General features: G+C 64.1%; 19 protein-coding genes and 1 pseudogene. 9 read left to right on the plus strand and 11 right to left on the minus strand.

All coding sequences use genetic code 11. From position 1 onward, the window contains the following. Positions 1–120: 120 nt before the first annotated feature. The 3 genes from AB7G19_RS24490 to AB7G19_RS24500 all read left to right on the plus strand — a co-directional run bounded on the left by AB7G19_RS24490 (position 121) and on the right by AB7G19_RS24500 (position 4020). Complete coding sequence (locus tag AB7G19_RS24490) at positions 121–1797, plus strand: winged helix-turn-helix domain-containing tetratricopeptide repeat protein (protein WP_439036400.1); 1677 nt, start codon at positions 121–123, stop codon at positions 1795–1797. Between the two features lie 59 nt (positions 1798–1856). Then, positions 1857–2816: an MBL fold metallo-hydrolase gene (locus tag AB7G19_RS24495; protein WP_441268835.1), complete on the plus strand. Its 960-nt coding sequence runs from the start codon at positions 1857–1859 to the stop codon at positions 2814–2816. Positions 2817–3090: 274 nt separating this feature from the next. Continuing rightward, complete coding sequence (locus AB7G19_RS24500; RefSeq protein ID WP_441268166.1) at positions 3091–4020, plus strand: hypothetical protein; 930 nt, start codon at positions 3091–3093, stop codon at positions 4018–4020. A gap of 112 nt (positions 4021–4132) precedes the next feature. On the opposite strand, the gene AB7G19_RS24505 is transcribed toward AB7G19_RS24500, so the two are convergent. The 5 genes and pseudogenes from AB7G19_RS24505 to AB7G19_RS24525 all read right to left on the minus strand — a co-directional run bounded on the left by AB7G19_RS24505 (position 4133) and on the right by AB7G19_RS24525 (position 12569). Beyond that, the gene (locus AB7G19_RS24505) at positions 4133–4837 is read right to left on the minus strand and encodes a GrlR family regulatory protein (RefSeq protein ID WP_354131238.1); all 705 of its coding nucleotides are present in this window, start codon (positions 4835–4837) and stop codon (positions 4133–4135) included. Between the two features lie 165 nt (positions 4838–5002). Then, positions 5003–6835 (minus strand): autotransporter domain-containing protein, encoded by a 1833-nt coding sequence (locus AB7G19_RS24510; protein ID WP_441268167.1) that lies wholly within the window; start codon positions 6833–6835, stop codon positions 5003–5005. Between the two features lie 93 nt (positions 6836–6928). Continuing rightward, positions 6929–7000: pseudogene (locus tag AB7G19_RS24515) on the minus strand (hypothetical protein); the annotation flags it as partial. A gap of 178 nt (positions 7001–7178) precedes the next feature. After that, positions 7179–8510, minus strand: a complete 1332-nt coding sequence (locus AB7G19_RS24520; protein ID WP_441268168.1) for a hypothetical protein — start codon at positions 8508–8510, stop codon at positions 7179–7181. Between the two features lie 258 nt (positions 8511–8768). Further along, entirely contained in the window at positions 8769–12569 is a 3801-nt protein-coding gene (locus tag AB7G19_RS24525) for an autotransporter outer membrane beta-barrel domain-containing protein (RefSeq protein ID WP_354131236.1), read from the minus strand. A 664-nt stretch (positions 12570–13233) separates the two neighbouring features. Between AB7G19_RS24525 and AB7G19_RS24530 the strand changes: the two genes are divergently transcribed. Beyond that, entirely contained in the window at positions 13234–13692 is a 459-nt protein-coding gene (locus AB7G19_RS24530) for a hypothetical protein (RefSeq protein ID WP_354131235.1), read from the plus strand. A 1-nt stretch (position 13693) separates the two neighbouring features. Here AB7G19_RS24530 and AB7G19_RS24535 read toward each other — a convergent pair whose 3' ends face one another. From AB7G19_RS24535 to AB7G19_RS24550, 4 genes are all read right to left on the minus strand, one after another. Further along, a complete protein-coding gene (locus AB7G19_RS24535; protein WP_354131234.1) occupies positions 13694–14515 on the minus strand; it encodes a tetratricopeptide repeat protein in 822 nt (273 codons plus the stop codon). 32 nt (positions 14516–14547) lie between these two features. After that, positions 14548–15231, minus strand: coding sequence for a substrate-binding domain-containing protein (locus tag AB7G19_RS24540; protein ID WP_354131233.1), 684 nt, complete (start codon positions 15229–15231; stop codon positions 14548–14550). A gap of 18 nt (positions 15232–15249) precedes the next feature. Next, on the minus strand, positions 15250–15951 hold the full coding sequence (locus AB7G19_RS24545) for a GrlR family regulatory protein (RefSeq protein WP_071914523.1): 702 nt from the start codon (positions 15949–15951) through the stop codon (positions 15250–15252). A 197-nt stretch (positions 15952–16148) separates the two neighbouring features. Further along, positions 16149–17183: a glutamine synthetase beta-grasp domain-containing protein gene (locus tag AB7G19_RS24550; protein WP_038943077.1), complete on the minus strand. Its 1035-nt coding sequence runs from the start codon at positions 17181–17183 to the stop codon at positions 16149–16151. A 535-nt stretch (positions 17184–17718) separates the two neighbouring features. On the opposite strand from AB7G19_RS24550, the gene AB7G19_RS24555 reads away from it, so the two are divergent. Next, positions 17719–17922, plus strand: coding sequence for a DUF2735 domain-containing protein (locus AB7G19_RS24555; RefSeq protein ID WP_028147811.1), 204 nt, complete (start codon positions 17719–17721; stop codon positions 17920–17922). 111 nt (positions 17923–18033) lie between these two features. On the opposite strand, the gene AB7G19_RS24560 is transcribed toward AB7G19_RS24555, so the two are convergent. Further along, positions 18034–18360 carry an MliC family protein gene (locus tag AB7G19_RS24560; protein WP_166105761.1) on the minus strand — a complete coding sequence of 109 codons (327 nt, stop codon included), beginning with the start codon at positions 18358–18360 and terminating at the stop codon, positions 18034–18036. A gap of 69 nt (positions 18361–18429) precedes the next feature. On the opposite strand from AB7G19_RS24560, the gene AB7G19_RS24565 reads away from it, so the two are divergent. After that, positions 18430–19173: a tyrosine-protein phosphatase gene (locus AB7G19_RS24565; RefSeq protein ID WP_354131232.1), complete on the plus strand. Its 744-nt coding sequence runs from the start codon at positions 18430–18432 to the stop codon at positions 19171–19173. Between the two features lie 23 nt (positions 19174–19196). Continuing rightward, positions 19197–19877, plus strand: a complete 681-nt coding sequence (locus tag AB7G19_RS24570; protein ID WP_354131231.1) for an SDR family oxidoreductase — start codon at positions 19197–19199, stop codon at positions 19875–19877. Here the strand turns inward: AB7G19_RS24570 and AB7G19_RS24575 are convergent. Then, positions 19874–20221, minus strand: coding sequence for a GrlR family regulatory protein (locus AB7G19_RS24575; protein ID WP_354131230.1), 348 nt, complete (start codon positions 20219–20221; stop codon positions 19874–19876). The two genes, AB7G19_RS24570 and AB7G19_RS24575, sit on opposite strands and share 4 nt — an antisense overlap. A 143-nt stretch (positions 20222–20364) precedes the next feature. Between AB7G19_RS24575 and AB7G19_RS24580 the strand changes: the two genes are divergently transcribed. Together AB7G19_RS24580 and AB7G19_RS24585 are read left to right on the plus strand one after the other, a co-directional pair. After that, on the plus strand, positions 20365–21051 hold the full coding sequence (locus tag AB7G19_RS24580) for a DUF2161 domain-containing phosphodiesterase (RefSeq protein ID WP_135216872.1): 687 nt from the start codon (positions 20365–20367) through the stop codon (positions 21049–21051). Positions 21052–21076: 25 nt separating this feature from the next. After that, complete coding sequence (locus AB7G19_RS24585) at positions 21077–21376, plus strand: putative quinol monooxygenase (protein ID WP_135216871.1); 300 nt, start codon at positions 21077–21079, stop codon at positions 21374–21376. The last annotated feature ends 67 nt before the right edge of the window (positions 21377–21443 follow it).

The raw sequence follows: 21443 nt of genomic DNA on the forward strand, positions 1-21443 counted from the left end.
TCTCGAACCCTCGTTCCCGAAGGGTGAGAAAATGTGTACTGTTTCGAACGGAAAAGACCTTGCAGCCGGCCTGAATTGCGATCGAGTTTTCCTTGGCTTCTTGTCCAGGAAGGATCACAAGTGTCGTTTCTATTCGAAGATTATTGTCTCGATGCCAACCGGCGCGAGCTCAAGCGAGGCTCCGAGCTCATCCCCATCGGACCGAAGGTGTTCGACCTGCTGCTCTTCCTGGTCCGAAACCGGGAACAGGTCGTGACAAGGGACGATCTTCTGAAGGCGGTGTGGGAAGGACGGATCGTGTCCGAATCCACGCTGACCAGCCACGTCAATGCCGTGCGCAAGGCAATCGGGGATACCGGCAAGGAGCAACGCCTGATCCGGACGGTTTCTCGCAGAGGCTTCCGGTTTGTTGGCGAGATCACCGAGGAAGAATTGCCCGCGCGAGCCTCGGTCACAGACCCAGGTCCGGATCTTGGCGTTCAACATGTAAAGAACATTCAGGAGCCAATCAGGGCCTTTGAGGTCGATGCGCCGACGGAAACGCGAGAGGCTGCGCCAGTTTTTGCTGCCGAGGCCGGGAGTCCGCCTCCGCTGCCCGACAAGCCTTCCATTGCGGTGCTTCCGTTTCAGAATATGTCTGGCGATGTCGAACAGGAATACTTTGCCGATGGAATGGCCGAGGACATCATCACGGCGCTGTCCCGTTTCAAGGCGCCATTTGTCATCGCCCGAAACTCCAGCTTCACCTACAAGGCGCGCGCTGTCGACGTGAAGCAGGTGGGGCGCGAGCTTGGGGTGCGCTACGTGTTGGAAGGGAGCGTTCGCAAGGCGGCAAACCGAGTGCGCATTACGGGACAACTCGTCGATACCGCTACTGGAGCACATATTTGGGCCGATCGGTTTGATGGCGAGCTCGGCGACATCTTCGATTTGCAGGACCAGGTGACTGAAAGCGTTGTCGGGGCGATCGCGCCTGCGGTGGAGAAAGCTGAGATCGAGCGCGCCAAACGCAAGCCGACCGCTAGTCTCGACGCCTATGCCCACTATTTGCGCGGTCTGGCCCGGCTTCATCAGTTTGGTAACCGGCAAGCGAACGACGAGGCATTGCGTCTGTTCAACCGCGCGATCGAGCTCGACCCGGAATTTGCCACCGCCTACGGTCGCGCAGCCTTTTGCTACCTCATTGCCAGGATCAATGGCTGGATTCCGGACACGGCGAACGCGATTGCCGAAGTGAAGAAGCTCACCCAACGGGCAGTTGAGTTGGGCAAGGATGACGCGAACGCGCTCTCCGCTGGCGGGAATGCGTTAGCGTTTGTTGTTGGGGATCTCGGGGTAGGTGCCGGCTTAGTTGATCGCGCGATCGCGCTTAATTCCAATTTGGCTGAGGCATGGAATTTCGGCGGCTGGGTAAAACTCTGGCTCGGCGAGCCGGAATCGGCGATCGAGCGCTTCGCACGAGCCATTCGCCTGAGCCCACTTGATCCGTGGCTGATGGGCATGCGAGCCGGGACCGCGTATGCACATTTCTTTTTGGACCGCTATGACGAAGCGGCATCATGGGCGGCAATGGCATTGCAGTGCAGCCCGGACTATCGGCCTGGATTACGGATCACCGCCGCAAGCAACGCAATGGCCGGTCGGCCGGAGCAAGCACACAAGGCCGTGGCTCGGCTGCGAGAACTCAGCCCCACGCTGCGCGTTTCCAATCTCAAAGATGTGCTTGGCCCTTATCGACGTGCTGAGGACGTCGCGCGATATGAGGAAGGATTGCGGCAAGCAGGGCTGCCCGAATGACCATCTCGGCCCTGTCGTGAAATTTGCAAGACCGATTTGATAGACTCTGTTTGAACAACATGGGTGTCTTCATGGTTCGGCTTCCGGTTATTTTCTTGCTGGGAATTTTCTGTGCGTCACTGAGCAGTTTGAGCGCTTTCGGACAGAGTTGCGGTACAACGCCGCTCGACGTGCAAATCCTCGGTTCCGGTGGCCCCAGAATGAATCCCACTCGGGCATCGACGAGTTATCTGGTCTGGATCGAGGGGCGCGCAAGAATACTCATCGACATGGGCGGTGGTGCTCAACACCGCTTTGGTGAATCGCAAGCCAAACTCGAAGACTTGTGGATGGTCGGAATAAGCCATCTTCATCCAGATCACGTTTCCGACTTGCCAGCGTTCCTTTGGCTGAGCCACGAGGTCCGCAAGGAACCTCTCAAGGTTTTCGGTCCTACAGGCAACGATGCGGCCCCTGACTTTGCGATTTTCCTCAACAGGCTTTTTGACGAGAAGACTGGCGCATTTCCAGTGCTCGGATCGGCGTTAGGCGGCTCATACGGGGGCAGCGGCGTGCGGCCCGATATGGGGCGCGTTGTGGCGGGTGGCGTTCGACTTGATGTCGGAGTGATTGACGCTGTCAAAAGCGATCCATCCGTGGTTTTGCAGCGCGAGGGAACGACAGTCACGGCACGGAACATCCCGCATGGAAATATGCCAACCTTGGCCTATCGCGTGCAGACCGGAAATGTGTCGATCGTGTTTAGCTCCGACCAAAACGGCACCGATCCAGGCTTCGTCGAATTCGCAAAGGGCGCGAACCTCCTGATCATGCATCTTGCGATCGCGCCCGGTGCGAATGTTCCCTTGCACGCAACACCGGCAGTCGTCGGACGCGTTGCCCAAGAGGCTGCGGTCAAGCAGCTCATCGTCAGTCATTTCGGTCTGTTTGAACTCGATGCGGCCATCGCTGATTTGCGAACTGCCTACAACGGGCCGCTCATCGTCGGAGCAGACATGCAGTGTACGCCAGTGCTGTGAGACCCACGGTCCTTCGCTGGTTGATGTCCGGTTATGGCCCACAGCGGACCTGCCGCTGCCACCCGCCAGGCGTCAGCCTGTGCCCCCTTGGTTGACCTTGCTCAGTGTGTTTCCCGCACCGGCAACTGCCCCCTTGAGCAAAACCAGCTGTGGCTCTTCCACCGGTTGTTGAAAATCGCGGGAGCAACCAATTTACGGATTGTTAGTAGATTCTATCGTAAATGGTTCAAGAAGATAAAACAACCATACCGGGTTCCATTACCCGACCAAATCCATGAATGCATCTCCTTTCCTGATCGCGACGGCCTTTGGCGCAGCATTCCTTGCTGTGGAGTACAAGTGGTACTACCAGCCCGACATGTTCAATCCGGATGTCGTGCTCAGCATCTTCTCTAACGAGCACATGAAAGCTCGCGCAGCAGTTCGGCACGTGCTGATCGATCCGGACTCGGCCAAATTCAGCGCATTGCGTTCAGTCGAGGCCGACGCGGCGCGATATGTCTGCGGCGCCGTCAACGCGAGAGACAAATCCGGCCAATCCATCGATGCCGCTTTCGTCTACACTGTGGCCGTTGACTTTGCCCGCATCGACGACGACGGCCGGATCACGCAGCTGCGCTCGGGATTTCGGCCTTGCCCCACTGAAAATGACAAGGTCGCGCAGCAGAAGCCTGCTCTTTCGCCTGGCATGCTGTCCGTTGCGCAAACCGTTCAGAAGGTTGCTCCGCAGGCCGGCACCTCAACTGTGTCAGGTCTGACGACGCGTGCACCTGCGGCAGGCGCAACGGCGTCCGGCGGGACCATGGAGCAGCAGCTCCGCGAGCTGGGCGCACGGACTGTCCCGCCTCAATCGGCCAATGGAGCCCAGGCAAACTTGCCGGGAGAGCGTGGGACCGGCAAGGAGAGTGAGTGGCGAGCCGATCAGCCTCCCGTCGCATGGCCCAAATTCCCTCCGGATCACCCTTTGGCGAGGTCAACCCGGAAACGGAGCCCCTCCGAAGCACTCGCCTTGGCGAACGGCGTCGAGGAGCGCTGGAACCAAGCCAAGTCGTCCGGAAACGTCGCGATGCGTCCCTCGTCGGACGAAATCAAAGAGGCGTGTCGCGCCTTGCTTGCGATCGATCCGACAGATAGCGAATATCGAAAAGCCTGGGCAACTTTCGTGCACCTGCAAGACATCGACCGCGATCTTGCGATGAAATGAAGCGGGAGTGGTAAGAACTGGCCTTCGCGCCTCTGCCCAAGGACGACATTCGTCCAGACCACTTCGATGTTACTTTTGGCGCGAGCCGACGCGGCTACTATGAGTGCACGTCCTAGGCCCGCCGCATCAGCTTGAGCGAGGCTGCAAGGCGCAGGCTGCGCTTGCCGGCGAGCGCGATGCCTTCGAGCTCGCCGCTATCCGCCATGCAGGTTCCGGAGAAGCCGATCCCGACTTCATAGCCGCCAAACACGGGATTTTCGCCCTTCGCCGGCGTGTGCTCCTGGTTCAGCATCTCGCCCTTCCAGCGGCCGTCCGCCGAGGAATAGGAGCCGAGATAGTAGAAGAACGCATCGCCGCCGAGGATGCGGCCGTCGATCAGAAGCATCACGCCCGATAATCCGGCATCGACACCGTCAAGCGCGCGCAGGCTCATCCCATAGAGTCCGTTGGCGATGCCGCCCGGACCGACCGCACCACTCGGAGGCAGCCCCTCGTCGTCGAGCCGGGTGAGATTGGCCCAGAATTTTGCGCCCGGCATGGTGTCCGCGCCACCCTCGAGACGGATCTGGTTGCCGTGCAGCCGCCCGCGCGCACCGATCGAGGCGATATCGGCTCCCATCAGCGGCTTGTAATTGGGATCCTCGTTGTGCCGTTCGGTGATCACCTCGGCGACGATCTCGCCGTCGCGCTCGTCATAGGTTCCAAGGTGCGCGAAGGCCGAATTGCCGCCCAGCATCTTACCGTCATGCAGGCACATGATGCTGCGGCCGAACGCATCGTTGACGCCGTATTCAACCTTGTAGAGTCCATCCAGCAACGTCTTGAGCCCACAAAATCAAAAAAAGAATCGCGGGCTACCTAGGCCGTGATCCCATAAATCGGCCGATCGGTCGGCTTGCCAGAGTCCGCTATGCCCCCGATAGCTACCAAATTCCGCAGCACAGCGAAATGATGCGAAGGGCCAAAACCGGAAATCGTCAACTTACCAGGAATACCGCACCACGCCCTTGCCGGCGTAGCTGGTGGTGAGTTGAGAGAACTCGCCTTCGAAAGTGCCGGCGGCGGACCAGCCGTTCAGCCATTTCTTCTCGACGGAAGCAGTGACGAGCGCGGAGTCGCTGGCTTGCGCGGCGCCGCCAACGACAAAGGATGCGCCCGGCAGCGTCTGGAACGTCGCACCGATAGTGCGGCCGGGGTTAAAATCGTGCGCCCATGCCAGGCGACCGCGCAAAGTGAGGATGCCGTCCGGCATCGCATATGATTTGTCGCTGCGAAGGCCGAGTTCGCTGCGCGTATCGGTGACACTCTTCGAAGCGTAGGCGAGCGCGAACGTGTTGACGCCGGTTACCGCCTGCTCGGCATAGGCCGGCAGATCGAAGGTGGTGAACTGTCCTGCTACGTAGGGCGTGATGCCGATGCCGCCCATCCACGGGCTGACAAAGCGATAGCCGCCTTCGACGCGACCCGAGAAGGCATTGGCGTTGAACTGCGCGCGCAACTGGTCGATGCCGGTCACCGTCACGGTGCGGTTGGTGGTGATGTCCTGCCAGCCATAGGCCAGTGCGCCGGAGAGATACGCCGCACCGGCATTGTGCCGGATGAAGGCGCCGGCCTGGAACAGATCAGATCGGCCAGAGCCGTTATTGACGACGCTGAAGTTCGTACCACCGCCGGCCAGCGCAAAGCCTGCCAGCGTATTCGGCGAGATACGGTAATCGGCGCCGACCGCGGTGCCTGCGATGCGGCTGGTCGTGTTGTTGGAGCCGAGTGTCGTGTTGCCGTCGGTGGTCTGCGCGCCGCCATAGCCCGCCGCCCACACGCTCCAGCGCTGCGCGAACGGATCGGCCATGACGACCGCCTTAGTGAACATCGCATGGGCGTCCCGCGCCGCACCGGAGCGTGGCATGTCCGGTGAGGCGTAGGCCGATGCGCCCGCCGATGACCCCGCTGAAACGCCATCGCCGCGGCCGTCGATGAAGGGATCGGTCAGCAATCCCATGAACTGGTTCATCGCGTTGAAGGTCGTCTGCTGCGAGCCGGTCGCGGTCTCGCCGGAGATCTGGGTCAGTCCCGCCGGCGTCAGCCCGCCGAACGCCAGCGGAATACTGCCGTTGGAGTTGAAGAAATTGACGATCGGGTCGGCGATGTTCCGTTGGTTGTTGTTGAGACCCGTCCCGGGCGGCGGCACGAAACTGAGAACGAGATTGAGATACGCATTGTTGGCGTCATAGCTCAGGCTCGACGCGAAGCCACCCGGCAAGTTGGTGTTGACGATCGAGCCGAACGTGCTGGTGCCGATACCGCCGGCGGCGTTGAGAATGGTGTATTGCTTTGCGACATAGGCCCCGGCTGCGAAAGATGCCTTGACGGTGGCGCCGCCGAACGTCGCCACGCCGGTGACGTTGGTGCGGTCGGCCGCCGAAGGCGACACCTCGACCATGTAGCTCGATGCGGCCGTCAACACGAGATTGCCCTGCACGGTCAACGTACCGATCGAATTGCCGGGCGCCAGCGTGCCGCCATTGATGGTCGTGTTGCCGACCGTGCCGTTGCCGCCGAGCGTACCGCCGGCATTCACCGTCACCGCGCTGGCCGTGCTCGTGCCGTTGACCGAGAGCAGGCCGCTGTTGACCGTGGTCGCGCCTGTGAAGGTGTTGGTGCCCGTCACATTGGTCGCGCCGCTATTCACCGTCAGCGTCATGCCGCCGCCGAGGCTGTTCAGCGTGCCGCCGCTTGAGGTCACTGCGCCGGTCAACGCGCCGTTGGCCAACGTGCCGCCCGATAGCGAAACGATATTGATCGTTTGTGCCAGCAAACCGAGATCGAGCGTGCCGCCGGTGTTGATTGTCGTCGCGCTCGTAGCGCTGAATGTGTTCGCCGCAGCGCCCCTTAGCGTGCCGGCATTGATCGTCGTAGCTCCAGTATAAGTGTTGGCGCCAAGCTGAGCGTGCCGATGCCGCTCTTGGTAATGGCGCTCGATCCACCGGTGCCGCCGAGGCCGTCCGAGGCCGCGGCGCCGCCGGAACCGTTCTGATCGGCGATGGCGTCCGACACCGTGTAGCTGCCGCTGCCACCGAAGGTCAGCGTCGAGCCCTGCACGAAGAGGCCCGTGCCTAAGGCCGAGCCCGCACCGCCGCCATTGGAGCCGGTGCCGCCGGCTACGCTGCCGCCCGAGGTCGAGCCGTTGCCGTTGATGGTGAGCGAGCCGCCCTTGACCACGAACACCGCCCCGCCCATGCCGCCGCCGCCGCCGTTCCCGCCACTGGCGCCGTCGCCGCCACCAAAGCCACCCGCCCCAACGGTCCCGCCGCCTCCGCCGCCACCGCCAAACCCACCCGCGCCGCCGCCGCCACCGCCGCCGCCGCCAAAGCCGCCCGCACCGCCGCCACCGCCGCCGCCGCCACCGAAGCCACCGGCGCCGCCAGGGCCGCTGAAACCACCGCCGCCGCCGCCGAAACCACCGCCGGGCCGCCGTTCAAGCCGGTGCCGCCGCCGCCGCCGAAACCACCCGCCCCGCCGGTCGAGCCGGAACTGCTTGCGCCGCCGAAGCCGCCACCCCCGCCCGCATTTCCGATACCGCCGCCGCCGCCGCCATTGGCACCACCGGTGGTGCCACCACCAAATCCGGCGCCGCCGGCGCCGTTGAGGCCGGCTATCGACAGGAGGCCCGCGGTGCCGTTCGTGCCGTTTCCGCCGGCGCCGCTATAGCCGCCGCCGCCGGCAGCGGCAACGGAACCGCCGAAAATGCCGCCGCCGCCGGGGCCGCCGCCGCCGAAGATGCCGCCGCCGCCGCTGCCGCCGCCGCTGCCACCGAGGCCGCCGCCGCCGCGAAACGTGTTGGTTGTTGCGTTGCCGCCCTTCGCGTTGTTGTTGGCGAAGCTGACATTGCTCAGCGTCACGTCGGCCGACTGGTTGACGAACAGCGCGCCGCCCGCCCCCATGCCGCCGCCGGCGCCGTTGCCGCCGCCCTGGGCGAGGCCCGCGGACAGGATGACGTTGCTGATCGCCACCTGAGGGCGGTCCGCGATGATCGAGCCCGCCACCCCCGCGCTGGTCTGCGTCGCGGTGTCAACGCCGACCATAAAGATGCGCTGCGAATTGTTGCCGCTGATGGTGAACCCGTTGCCGTTGATGGTCACCGAGTTGAAGATCGGCGACAGCGGCCCTGACAGCGTGACATTGGTCTGCAGGTTGATGATGAAGCCGCCGGGGGGCGTGGAAGCATTGATCTGCGCGAGCGCGGCGCTAAGCGTGCCGGCGCCGCCAGTCGAGCCCCCCGAGGTGGTGCCGGTGTCGTTGGCGACCGTGACGTTGATCACCGTCTGGGCCTGCGCTCCGGTCGCGAGCGCGCCGAGCAAGACGCCGGCGAACAGCGCCGCGCGCGTCATCGCCGCGCGCATGGTCGCCGCAAAGCGGCTAATCGATCGCTTGCGCCCAACAACGGCCGCGCCGGTTTCCAGCGCGCCTTCAGACGCTACAAAATAAGACAACCCAAACCTCCCCGCAGCCCAAATAGCGACCGTTGAAATTCCATTGCGCCGTTGCGGCGCCGGTCGCGCATGGACCCGTTAAGCGGGGCTCTGTGGAATCAGGTTTAGCGGGGGAACATCGCGGAGTCCGACCAATATCGGCATCCAACAAAGCGCGCCGCCGTATTTGGCCGACTGCGTCACTAATATCACAGGAGGAACGCGGATATCGACATCACCAGATGGCTTTGGAGAGGCGTCGTTCGGGAAGCCGCCACCTCACCACGCATACCGCACGACGCCCTTGCCGGCGTAGCTCTTGGTGAGCTGAGAGAACTCGCCTTCGAAAGTGGCGGCGGCGGACCAGCCGTTCAGCCATTTCTTTTCGGCAGAAGCGGTGACGAGCGCGGAGTCGCTGGCTTGCGCGGCGCCGCCAACGACAAAGGATGCGCCCGGCAGCGTCTGGAACGTCGCGCCGATATTGCGGCCGGGGTTGAAATCATGCGCCCATGCCAGGCGACCGCGCAGCGTGAAGATTCCGTCCGGCATCGCATATGATTTGTCGCTGCGAAGGCCGAGTTCGCTGCGCGTATCGGTGACACTCTTTGATGCGTAGGCCAGCGCAAAGGTGTTGACGCCGGATACCGCCTGCTCGGCATAGGCCGGCAGGTCGAAGGTGGTGAACTGGCCTGCTGCGTAGGGCGTGATGCCGATGCCGCCCATCCACGGGCTGACAAAGCGATAGCCGCCTTCGACGCGACCCGAGAAGGCATTGGCGTTGAACTGCGCGCGCAATTGGTCGATGCCGGCCACCGTCACGGTGCGGTTGGTGGTGATGTCCTGCCAGCCATAGGCCAGCGCGCCGGAGAGATACGCCGCACCCGCATTGTGCCGGACGAAGGCGCCGGCCTGGAACATATCGGATCGGCCAGAGCCGCCATTGACGGTGCTGAAGGTCGTACCACCGCCCGCCAGCGCAAAGCCTGCCAGCGTATTCGGCGAGATACGGTAATCGGCGCCGACCGCGATGCCTGCGATGCGGCTGGTCGTGTTGTTGGAGCCGAGTGTCGTGTTGCCGTCCGTGGTCTGCGAGCCGCCATAGCCCGCCGCCCACACGCTCCAGCGCTGCGCGAACGGATCGGCCATGACGGGCGCCTTGGTGAACATCGCATTGGCGTCCCGCGCCGCACCGGAGCGCGACCTGTCCGGCGAGGCATAGGCCGATGCGCCCGCCGATGATCCCGCTGAAACGCCATCGCCGCGACCGTCGATGAAGGGATCGGTCAGCAATCCCATAAACTGGTTCATCGCGTTGAAGGTCGTCTGCTGCGAGCCGGTCGCGGTCTCGCCGGAGGTTTGCGACAGCGCGGCTGAAAGATTGCTGCCGGTGAGACCAAACAGCGCGACAAAGCCCGGCGGCAGCGCGCCGCCATTGTTGAAGAAGTTGTTGAGCGTGGATGCGACGGTCTGCGGATTGCCCGGCAGCGAGGTGCCGGCGCCGAGCGAGGCCGTGAGGTTCAGCAACACATCGGACAGCGTGTAGCTCAGGCCGGCATTAAAATTCGGCAGCCCGCTCACGCCACCGAAACTGGTGCCGCCGAGGCCGCCGGCCGCCGACAGGATGGTGTAGTTCTTGCTGACATAGCTGCCCGGCTGGAAGACCGTTTGCACGGTGGCGCCAGTGAGCGTTGCGGCGCCTGTGACATTGGTGCGGTCGGCCGATGCCGAGACCTCGACGCGGTAGAGGCCGCCGGTGCTGAACGCCAGATTGCCGCCGACCGTCAGCGTGCCGATCGAATTGCCGGGCGCGAGCACGCCGCCGCCGTTGATGGTGGTATTGCCGACGGTGCCGTTGCCGCCGAGCGTGCCACCGGCATTGACCGTCACCGCCGAATTGGCGATGGAGCCGTTGACCGCCAGCGTGCCGCCATTGACCGTGGTCGCCCCGCTATAGGTGTTGGTCGCGGTCAGGATGGTGGTGCCGTTCTCCACCGTCACCGACCCCGCGCCGGAAATGACCGGGGCGAAGTTGTAGTTCGAGGCGGTGTGGTTGAAGACGATGCTGCCGGTGCCTGCCCCGAACGCGACCGAGGGCGTGGTCAGCGTGCCCGGCGCGGTCGCGGCCTGGCCGGAGGCGGCGCCGATATTGAGCGTGCCGGTCGAGCCGGCAAAAGCGGCGATCTGCATGCCCGAAGCCGTCGAGACGGTGCCGCCATTGGCGATCGTCAGCATGCCGGTGCCTAAATAGCCGACAAAGAGGTTGAAGGAATTGGTCCAGGTCGAGCCGGCGCCATCAACCGTCGCGGTGCCGGTCGAGCCGCCATTGTAGCCGAGGAAGCCGTTGCCGACGTTGCTCACCGCGCCGCCGTTCTGGATCGTCAGCGTGCCGGTGCCGCGAAAGCCGACAACGAGGCCGGAATTGGTCCACGACGACCCGGCGCCATCAACCGTCACGGTGCCGGTCGAGCCGGCATTGAAGCCGAGATGGCCGATGGTGGCGTTGCTCACCGCGCCGCCGTTCCGGATCGTCAGCGTGCCGGCGCCGGAATCGCCGACATAGAGCGCGCCGGAACTCCAGGACGAGCCGGCTCCGTCCACCGTTACGGTACCGGTCGAGCCGGCATTGTTGCCGAGATCGCCGATGACGTTGCTCACCGTGCCGCCGTTCCGGATCGTCAGCGTGCCGGCGCCGGAATTGCCGACAACGAGGTTGCCGGAATTGGTCCAGGCCGAGCCGGCACCATCAACCGTCGCGGTGCCGGTCGAGCCGGCAAGGGAGCCGAGAAAGCCGACGGCGTTGCTCACCGCGCCGCCGTTCTGGATCGTCAGCGTGCCGGTGCCGGAATTGCCAACTTTGAGGTCGCCGGAATTGGTCCAGGTCGAGCCGGCGCCGTCAACCGTCGCGGTGCCCGTCGAGCCGGCATTGAAGCCGAGATAGCCGAACCCGGCGTTGCTCATCGTGCCGCCGTTCCGGATCGTCAGCGTGCCGGCGCCAGAATTGCCGACATAGAGCCCGCTGGAACTCCAGGACGAGCCGGCGCCATCGACCGTCATGGTGCCGGTCGAACCGGCATTGGCGCCAAGGATGCCGATGACGTTGCTCCCCGCGCCGCCGTTCCGGATCGTCAGCGTGCCGGTGCCGAAACTGCCAACAACGAGGTCGCCGGAATTGGTCCAGGACGAGCCGGCGCCATCCACCGTTACGGTGCCGGTCGAGCCGCCATTGACGCCGAGATGGCCGGTGACGTTGCTCACCGCGCCGCCGTTCTGGATCGTCAGCGTGCCGGTGTCGTCAAAGCCGACAATGAGGCTGGAACTGGTCCAGGCCGAGCCGGCGCCATCAACCGTCGCGGTGCCGGTCGAGGCGCCGCCGAGATAGCCGGTGCCGGCGTTGCTCACCGTGCCGCCGTTCCGGATCGTCAGCGTGCCGGTGCCGGAATTGCCGACAACGAGGTTGCCGGAATTGGTCCAGGCCGAGCCGGCGCCATCAACCGTCGCGGTGCCGGTCGAGCCGGCAAAGGCGCCGAGATAGCCGGTGGCGCTGCTCACAGCGCCGCCGTTCTGGATCGTCAGCGTGCCGGTGCCGGCTTGGCCGACAATGAACAAGCCGGAATTGGTCCAGGCCGAGCCGGCGCCATCAACCGTCGCGGTGCCGGTCGAGCCGGCAAAGAGGCCGAGATAGCCGAGACCGCTGCTCACCGTGCCGCCGTTCTGGATCGTCAGCGTGCCGGTGTCTGAATAGCCAACAATGACAGTGTTCGCTTGCGCGCCGGTCGCTCCGACCACTGTGGCATTGGGCGCGACGGTGTCGATCTTCGCGGTGCCCGCGCTGGTTGGAACGCCGGCCGACCAGTTGGTGGCGGTGAACCAGTCGGTTGAGGTTCCGCCGGTCCAGTCGGTGGCGCGCGATGGCGTCGATGTCGCCAGGACCAGTCCGAGCGCCACCATGGAGCTGGTGCCCAGCAGGCGGCGGGACAACGCGGCCAAGGTCAGCGCCGCAAAGCGGCTAATCGATCGCTTGCGCGCAACAACGGCCGCGCCGGCTTCCAGCGCGCCTTCAGACGCTACAAAATAAGACAACCCAAATCTCCCCGCAGCCCAGAGAGCGACGTTTGAAATTCCGTTGCGCCGTTGCGGCGCCCGTCGCGCATGGACCCGTTAAGCGGGGCTCTGCGGTATCAGGTTTAGCGGGGGAACATCGCGGTGTCCGACTAATATCGGTCTTCCGACAAAGTGCGCGCCGTATCTGGCCGATTGCGTCATTAATATCACAGGAGGAACGCGGACAGGATATGAACGTCACCAGTTGGCTTAAGAGGCGAGGTCCGTTGCGGGTCATTCGCGACCAGGTCGAACCAGTTAGCGGCGCCTCGCAGGGCCAATGCGGCTTGATGGTATCACCGCGGACATGATTCAAGCCCCGAAACTGGAGCCTCGAATCATGCGCTACGAACTCAGACGCACCGAGGTCATCCGGCTTTTCAGCGCAGGGCCGGGAGCGGAGCCCACTCGCCGCATGATGCCATCATGCCCCTGTTTTGCCCGACGGGTCAATTGATTTTCGTAAAATACGAACTTAGTGATTTCGACGACTTGGCTACTGTGCATGGGATTGTTTTTGACTTTTTTGTTTCGTGCGATCCCGGGCGGCCCTCCTCATGTTGTGGTTCAACGGCCCGTGCCGGAGCTGGTTCATCCTTGAGGCCCCTTCGAACCCGCCGGAGCGAGCGCACGACAAAGCGGCATGAACCAGACAGAGCCTTCAGCCGAAGCGCAGATCGCAGCGATCATCGCCAGCGCTGCAAAGCAGCCGCTGCTCGATGCGGCCTTCGAGCTCTGGTGCCGGCGCTACCGGTTCAACACACTCGACGGACGCCCGACCGACGAAGAGGTGCGCGTCTATCGCACCCTCACCCCGCAGCAGATGGCCGAGAAATACCGCTACGACCGCGACCACGCCCATGAGGGACCGATGTTCGGTTATGTGAAGCGCGCCCATCCACGCGCCGATGACGCAGCAATCCGGCAGGCCATCATCACCGCCGTGAAGTTCGAAGATGCCACCTTCGAGCACTTCAACTGGAACGGCGATTTCTGGGAGTGCGTCGTGCGCGCCGTCGCGCGCGCGGCCGCTCAATATCCGGACTTTCTCGAGACGACTTATCGCGACGCCCGCAACAACGTCGCCTACTACTACAAGTGAGCTAGAAGCACAGCGTGGTGACGAGCTTGCCCTGCTTGTCCTTGATCGCATAGGGGCAGCGCAGCCGCTCCAGCGCCTTCTTGGCGTCCTCGTCGCCGAGCGCGGCAGCGCGCTCGTAATAGGCCTTGGCGGCGTCCTTGTCCTTGGCGCCGCCGCGGCCTTCCTGCGCGAAGGCGCCCATCCGCTCCAGCGCGCCGGGATGGTTTTGCGCCGCCGCCTTCTCGAACATCGCGCGCGCCGCGACGTCGTCCTTCTCGCCGCCGTTGCCGTTGGAGAGCATCAGGCCGAGCTGGTACTGCGCCTCCGCGTTGGTCTCGGCCGCCCTGCCGAGCAGCGCGCGCGCCTGTGCGGGATCGGCCGGCGCAGCACCGCCAGCGCCGCCGAGCGCAGCAAGATTGCTGACACCGCGAGGATTGCCGGCCTGCGCAGCCTTCTCGAACAGCTTTCGCGCTTGTGCTTCGTCTTTCGCAACACCGGAGCCGGTGCCGTAGGCGACGCCGAGCTCGACCATCGCCGCGCTCGATCCCTTGTCGGCCGCCTTGCGCCAGGCAGCGATCGCCTCCGCCGTCTGCCGGTTGGCGGCATAGGCGCGGCCGAGCGCGAACATCGCGCGCCGCGACGACGGTGCGGCCTGCTTGCAGAATTTGACGGCGGTCGCAATGTCGGATGCAGCAAGCTCCGTCACGCCCTTCACATCGGCCGGCTTGTCGGGGTCGCTGGGATCGGCGGCCAGCCGGTCGCACAGGACGAGATCGGCCGACTGCGCATGCGCCGATAACGGCGCTGCAAGCGCGAGGAGGATGGCAAGGAGACAAGTCCGCATGGGCGCCACGTTGCGTCTCTGCTCCGGCAAATTCAAGGCTCGAGTCCCGATTGGCGCAGCACCGGGACGACCTCCGGCGATGCCAGATAGCGCAGCAGCCGATCGGCCGCTTCGGCATGTCTGGCGTTGGCCATGCGGCCGGCGGAAAACACGGCCGGTGTTTGCAAATCGTGCGGGATCGGGCCGACGACCTCGATGCCCTCGACCTGCTTCAGCTCACTGATCTGCTGCACGGCGAGGTCAGCCTCGCCGCTGACGAGCCGCTCCGCCGTAAAGCCCTGCTCGACGATGGTGGCCTTGGCGTTGATCTCGGCTGCGATGCCCCATCGCTGGATCAGCTGGGCGAAATAGACACCGCTCGCGCCCAGCCGCGAATAGGCGACGGATCGCGCCGCGAGCAGCGACTTGCGCAATGCAGCTTCGCTGGAGATGTCGGGATGCGCCTGCCCTGCCCGCACGGCCACGCCGACGAAGGAGCGCGCCAGATCGGCCGCGCTACCCGCGGCCACGCGGCCATCGCCGATCATCTCGTCGAGCCCCTCACGGGTCAGGATGACGAGATCGGCGGGCTCGCCGTCGCGCAGACGTTCCAGCAGTGCCAGGGTTGGCGCGAAGTCGGCATCGACATGGATGCCGTGAGCGGCCTCGAAGGCGGAGGACAGGCTGCGCATCGCGCCCATCAGGCCGAGCGTCGAGAGCATGCGAATGTTTTCCATGGGCTATTCCTGTCGCGATCAGGCGCGGTGCATCAGCTTGAGCGCGGCGGTCAGGCGCAGGCTGCGCTTGCCGGCGAGCGCCGTTGCCTCCAGCACTGCCTGCTCCGCGTCATAGGTGCCGGAGAAACCGATGCCGACCTCATGGCCGCCGAAGATCGGATCGTCCTTGGCCGGCGTGTGCTCCTGGTTGAGGATCTGACCCTTCCAGCGCCCCTTGGCCGCGGTGTAGCTGCCGAGATAGTAGAACGAGGCATCGCCGCCGAGGATGCGGCCCTGGTTGAGCAACATCACGCCGGTCAGGCCGCCATCGACGCCGTCGAGCATGCGAAGGTGGATCGAATAGAGCCCGTCGGCGATGCCGGCCTCCCCGACGCCGCCCGCGATCGGCACCTCGTCTTCGGTGATCGGCGTCATCACCGACTGGAAGGGCACGCCGGGCAGCTCTTTCAGCTCGCCCTTGAAGCGATAGAGATCGCCGTCGGCCCAGCCTTTCGCAAGCAAGGTCGCATCGTCGGTGCCGGCCATGGCGCGGTAGTTCGGGTCCGGGTTGTGGCGGACCGTCTTGATGACGATGTCGACGCCGGCTTCGGTCCTCTCATAGGTGCCGATATGAGCGAAGGCCGAATTGCCGCCGAGCATCTTGCCATTGCCGACATGCATCACGCTCCGGCCGACCGCGTCGCCGAGCTGAAATCGCACCTTGTAGAAGCCTTCAAACACCAGCCGTGTCCCCGGCCCCGCGCATCCCGGGGCATTCTATCCCGGTTTCGCCGGCGATGGACAGACTTCAAGCCGGCATGGCCGGCAGACCCACAACAACGGCTGTCATCGGAATGCAAAAATCCGCCGGAGCCTTTTCGGCTCCGGCGGATTGAAGACCAACCCGGGCCAGCCCCCCGGCCCGGGCCGGGAGGATCTTAGGCCGCGGCCTTCTTGTCGGCCGGCACGGACGCGATCGTCTTCAGGATCTGCGAAGCGATCTGGTATGGGTCGCCCTGCGAGTTCGGACGGCGGTCTTCCAGATAGCCCTTGTAGCCGTTGTTGACGAAGGAGTGCGGAACGCGGATCGACGCGCCGCGATCGGCAACGCCGTAGCTGAACTTGTTCCACGGCGCGGTCTCGTGCTTGCCGGTCAGACGCTTGTCGTTGTCCGGGCCGTAGACGGCGATGTGGTCCATCAGGTTCTTGTCGAAGGCCGCCATCAGCGCCTCGAAGTACTCCTTGCCGCCGACCGTACGCATGTACTCGGTGGAGAAGTTGGCGTGCATGCCCGAGCCGTTCCAGTCGGTGTCGCCGAGCGGCTTGCAGTGGAACTCGATGTCGATGCCGTACTTTTCGGTCAGGCGCAGCATCAGGTAGCGGGCCATCCACATTTCGTCAGCGGCCTTCTTGGAGCCCTTGCCGAAGATCTGGAATTCCCACTGGCCCTTCGCGACTTCCGCGTTGATGCCTTCATGGTTGATGCCGGCAGCCAGGCAGAGGTCGAGATGCTCTTCGACGATCTTGCGGGCGACGTCGCCGACGTTCGAGAAGCCGACGCCGGTGTAGTACGGGCCCTGCGGCGCCGGATAGCCGGAGGCCGGGAAGCCGAGCGGACGGCCGTCCTTGTAGAAGAAGTATTCCTGCTCGAAGCCGAACCATGCGCCGGCGTCATCGAGGATGGTGGCGCGCTTGTTGGAGGCGTGCGGGGTCTTGCCATCGGGCATCATGACTTCGCACATCACGAGCACGCCGTTGGTGCGCGCGGCGTCCGGGAACACGGCGACCGGCTTCAGCACGCAATCGGAGCTGTGGCCTTCGGCCTGCTGCGTGGAGGAGCCATCGAAGCCCCAGAGCGGAAGCTGCTCGAGCGTCGGGAACGACGCGAATTCCTTGATCTGTGTTTTGCCGCGCAAGTTCGGAGTCGGCGTATATCCGTCGAGCCAAATGTACTCGAGCTTATACTTGGTCATTGAGCCTCTCTGTAGATGATGCGAAAGGTGGGGTTGAGAGCCCCCGCACGTTTGTACCCGGCCATCATCGGCCGACCCTCTACAAGCATTTTGCGTGCCAAAAGGCCGCAGCGCGGGAGGTTTTCCACCGCGGCCGGGATCGGCCCCCGACGGCAAACCGTCCCCGGCGGCGTGCGTCATAGCCGCGCACCTTCGCGTGAAGCTGCACCGCAAAAATCCCGCGGAAAACGCCTGATTCTGGAGCAGACGCACCGTTGCCGGAGGTTGCCGATGAAACGCGCATCAACGTCCAGCAACTTTCGCAAAGTCCTGCGCCTCTGCCTAGCAACCTTTGGAATGGCCCAGGCGTTAGCCACCGACACGGTGCCTTAGGGGGTGCAGAGGGTCACCTGCCTACAGATTGGGCAGCAACTGATTTCCTTTTCAGCACTTTCCAATTCGGGATGCGCGGCCGATATGGGGAATCCAGTAACCACAATCGAACGAGTCGGGCGCACCATGGAGGCCAAGGCGCTTCGACCCAGGAGCAATCGCAATGATGAATAATGGTCTGAATCACGGATCTGCAACGATCTACCAATTCCCTGTCGGGGGCCGCGCGGCTCTCGCCGGACGCCGCTATGGCGACACCCGTCTTCCCGCCGATCATGCTTCGCTTCCTGCGAACGTCTCGATCTGCAGCGACAGCTGGTACCACCAGGATGCGGTCGACGAAGCAAAGCCCAAATGGGAACGCTAATGTTTGTGTTTGGTATGATACCGCCGCGCGCGCGCAAGCGTCCGACGGAAGTTTGAAAAAGGGTCGAAACAACGAGGTTTCGGCCCTTTTTGATTCCTGCTGGACTTCCGGTTAGAGCGCGGGCTTTTCGATCACCGTGCAGGAAGTGACCGGCCGCTTCAGATGCTGGACCGTGGTCGCTCCGGTCTTGCCGATCCTCAGTGTGATCCCTGCCCCCGAATAGCGGGTGCCAGAAAGCGCCAGCCGCTTCTTCAGCGTGACAGGTTCGCCGTCGATCTGGAGGAAGGCGCGTTTGTCATCGTCATAAAATCCCACGATGAACTGCGTACCATCGGCGCAGCGATAGGTCCGGAACGTCTGCGCGTCCGCCTGTCCCGCACCGATAATTCCGCCCGACAGCATGGTGATCGCCAAAACAATGGCCTTGTGCCGGCTCATGATTGCCCCCTTGAATGCACTCAAGGACGCCGTAGTGCGTCCAGTGGAAACGTAACCCAAGCTGATCTCATGCCAGATTCCCCTGCCCGCCACCTCGCCCTGCAAGGCGCCAGCAATTTTCGCGACCTCGGCGGCTATCCGACTTCGGATGGCCGCACCACGCGCTGGCGCCACATCTTCCGCTCCAACCATCTCGGCCAGCTCACGCCCGCCGACGTCGAGATCGTCCGTGCGCTGGGCGTGCGCAGCGCCTTCGATTTTCGCGGCGTCGAGGAGCGCGCGGCCGGCGTCTGCGTCGTGAACGAGATCACCGTGCATTCGCTGCCGATCGAGCCGACGGTCGTCGCCGCGCTGCGCGCCGAGCTTGCTGAGGGCAGGCTCACCGCGCCGGTCGCGCTCGAGCTCATGCGGGAGTCCTACCGCAACTATGTCCGCCACAACACGCACAGTTTTCGCGCGCTGTTCGGCCATCTCCTGGAAGACCGCGCGCCGCTGGTGATCCACTGCACCGCCGGCAAGGACCGCACCGGCTTTGCAAGCGCGCTGATCCTGCATGCGCTCGGCGTGACCGACGAGGTCATTGCCGAGGACTACCTGTTGACCAACCAGCACTACAAGCGGGACGCATCGAACGCTTCCGATCTTCCCGCCGACGTCCTCGATGCGATCGGCAGCGTCGAAGCCTCATATCTTGGTGCTGCCTTCGAGGCCGTCTCCAACGAATATGGCGATCTCGAAACCTACTTGCGCGACGGCCTCAAGCTCGGCACACCGGAGCAAACGGCGCTGAAGGCGCGCTATCTGCAATCGTAAGCGGCCGTGCCGGGAGAACGACGATGCAAGGCAAGGTTCTGATCGTGACGGGCGCGCTCGGCGCACTTGGCAAGGTTGTCGCCGAGACAGCGTTGGCGCGCGGCGCGCGTGTGGCCGGCATCGATCACGCACCCTCGCAGATGTCGGCAACGCCCGAGCGCATCGAGATCGGCGGCGTCGATCTGTCCGACCCAGCGCAAGCGAAGACGGCGGTCGAGGCGGCGGCAAAGCAGTTCGGCAGGCTGGATGCGCTGATCAACATCGCCGGCGGCTTCGCGATCGAGACCGTGGGCGACGGCGACATCAAGACGTGGCAGCGCATGCATGCGCTCAACGTGCTGACGGCCCTCAACACCTCGCACGCGGCGCTGCCGCATCTCGCCGCATCCGGGGCCGGCCGCATCGTCAATATCGGCGCCATGGGCGCGCTTCAGGCAGGTTCCGGCATGGGCCCCTATGCGGCGTCGAAAGCCGGCGTGCATCGCCTCACCGAGGCGCTTGCCAACGAGTGGAAGGGCAAGGTGACCGTGAATGCGGTGCTGCCGTCGATCATCGACACCAAGGCCAACCGCGCCGACATGCCGAAAGCGGATTTCTCCAAATGGGTGACACCGCAGGAACTCGCCGAGGTGATCCTCTTCCTCGCCAGCGAGGCCGCGAGCGGCGTCACCGGCGCGCTGATCCCGGTGAGCGGCCGCGTCTAGTCCGGCACTAATAGCCGCAGATTGCCTTTGAAGCGGATGCTCTGCTTGCCGGCGAGCGCAATGCCTTCGCCATAGGCGGTCTCGTCGGCGTAGGTGCCGCTGAATCCGATGGTCACGACCTTGCGGCCCCACACCGGGCGCTCGTCGAACGAAGGCGAATGCTCCTCGTTGGTCAGCTCGCCCTTCCACTTGCCGTCGGCCGAGGTGTAGGTGCCGTAAGCGAAAAAGAATGAATCGCCACCTCGCATGGTGCCGTCGCGCAGGACCATGACGCCCTGGTTGCCGCCCTGGACGGCATCCAGCATCTCGATGCGAATGTGATAGAGGCCATTCCTGATCGTCATCTTCGTAAAGCGCCCGACTGTCCCGGTCGCAGGATAACCGCACCATCGGTTCCCGATCAAATGGCGCAGAGCCACAACTGCGTTCCGGGCTAGACTGGCCGCGACTGATTCTCGGATCGGAACGCAAGACCCGGACGCTTTCCTTGGAAACCGCGCTTTATCTACCCGTCAAACGCTTCCTCGAAGAGCTCGGCTTCACGGTCAAGGGCGAGATCGGCGGCTGCGACCTCGTCGGTCTCAGCGCCGGTGATCCGCCTGTGGTGGTGATCGGCGAGCTCAAGCTCGCCTTCAATCTCGAGCTGATCCTCCAGGCGGTCGATCGTGCATCGGCAGCCGACGAGGTCTGGATCGCCGCAAAAATGTCGATCCGCGGCAAGGGGCGCGAGAGCGATGCGCGTTATCGCAATCTCTGCCGCCGCCTCGGCTTCGGTATGCTTGGGGTGACTGACCGCGGCCAGGTCGAGGTGCTGGTGAAGCCGCCGACGGCAGCGCCGCGCCGCGAGCCGAAGGTCCGTTCGCGCTTGGTCGCCGAACATCAGCGCCGCCAGGGCGATCCCGTGCTCGGTGGCAGCACCCGCGCGCCGATCATGACGGCCTATCGCCAGCAGGCGCTGGCCTGCGCCTCGGCGCTCGCGGGAGGTCCGCGGCGCGTGAGCGAACTGCGCGAACGCTGTCCCGATGCCGGCAAGATCTTGCTTAGCAATGTGTATGGCTGGTTCGAACGCGTTGAGCGGGGAATCTACGGGCTGACCGAGGCCGGACACGCGGCGCTGACACGCTGGCCGCAGGCACCGATGAAAGAGACGCCCCGCGAGGCATCGCCGCCCTAGCGGAAATCACGTCGGGAGACATCGCATGATCGTTGTGACTGGCAGCGTAACGGTCCGCACCGAAACGTTCGACGAGGCGCGCCGCCTGAGCCTCGAGCATGTTCATCGGTCGCGACAGGAACCCGGCTGCATCTCACATGCAGTGCATGTCGACTGCGAGAACCCGCTCAGGCTGGTGTTCTTCGAGCAATGGGCCGACCGCACCGCGCTCGCCGCCCACTTTGCGGTACCTGCATCCGGCGAGTTCGTGCGCACCTTGCGCTCGCTGGCCACGGGGCCGACCACGCTCGACCTCTATGAGGCCGACAGGCTCGAAAAGCTGTGAGCGCATAGCTGTGATGCCACACCAAATTCATATTGCAATGCAACATCTCCGGCACTAGGTATCCCGG

This window comes from Bradyrhizobium sp. 215_C5_N1_1 (genome assembly GCF_052075935.1).
Lineage (GTDB): Bacteria > Pseudomonadota > Alphaproteobacteria > Rhizobiales > Xanthobacteraceae > Bradyrhizobium > Bradyrhizobium barranii.

Coding starts and splice junctions, on each gene's coding strand:
- AB7G19_RS24570 (WP_354131231.1), top strand. CDS start 19,197: ATGCAAGGCAAGGTTCTGATCGTGACGGGCGCGCTCGGCGCACTTGGC.
- AB7G19_RS24575 (WP_354131230.1), bottom strand. CDS start 20,221: ATGACGATCAGGAATGGCCTCTATCACATTCGCATCGAGATGCTGGAT.
- AB7G19_RS24550 (WP_038943077.1), bottom strand. CDS start 17,183: ATGACCAAGTATAAGCTCGAGTACATTTGGCTCGACGGATATACGCCG.
- AB7G19_RS24530 (WP_354131235.1), top strand. CDS start 13,234: ATGAACCAGACAGAGCCTTCAGCCGAAGCGCAGATCGCAGCGATCATC.
- AB7G19_RS24500 (WP_441268166.1), top strand. CDS start 3,091: ATGAATGCATCTCCTTTCCTGATCGCGACGGCCTTTGGCGCAGCATTC.
- AB7G19_RS24555 (WP_028147811.1), top strand. CDS start 17,719: ATGATGAATAATGGTCTGAATCACGGATCTGCAACGATCTACCAATTC.
- AB7G19_RS24540 (WP_354131233.1), bottom strand. CDS start 15,231: ATGGAAAACATTCGCATGCTCTCGACGCTCGGCCTGATGGGCGCGATG.
- AB7G19_RS24585 (WP_135216871.1), top strand. CDS start 21,077: ATGATCGTTGTGACTGGCAGCGTAACGGTCCGCACCGAAACGTTCGAC.
- AB7G19_RS24560 (WP_166105761.1), bottom strand. CDS start 18,360: ATGAGCCGGCACAAGGCCATTGTTTTGGCGATCACCATGCTGTCGGGC.
- AB7G19_RS24565 (WP_354131232.1), top strand. CDS start 18,430: ATGCCAGATTCCCCTGCCCGCCACCTCGCCCTGCAAGGCGCCAGCAAT.
- AB7G19_RS24495 (WP_441268835.1), top strand. CDS start 1,857: ATGGGTGTCTTCATGGTTCGGCTTCCGGTTATTTTCTTGCTGGGAATT.
- AB7G19_RS24535 (WP_354131234.1), bottom strand. CDS start 14,515: ATGCGGACTTGTCTCCTTGCCATCCTCCTCGCGCTTGCAGCGCCGTTA.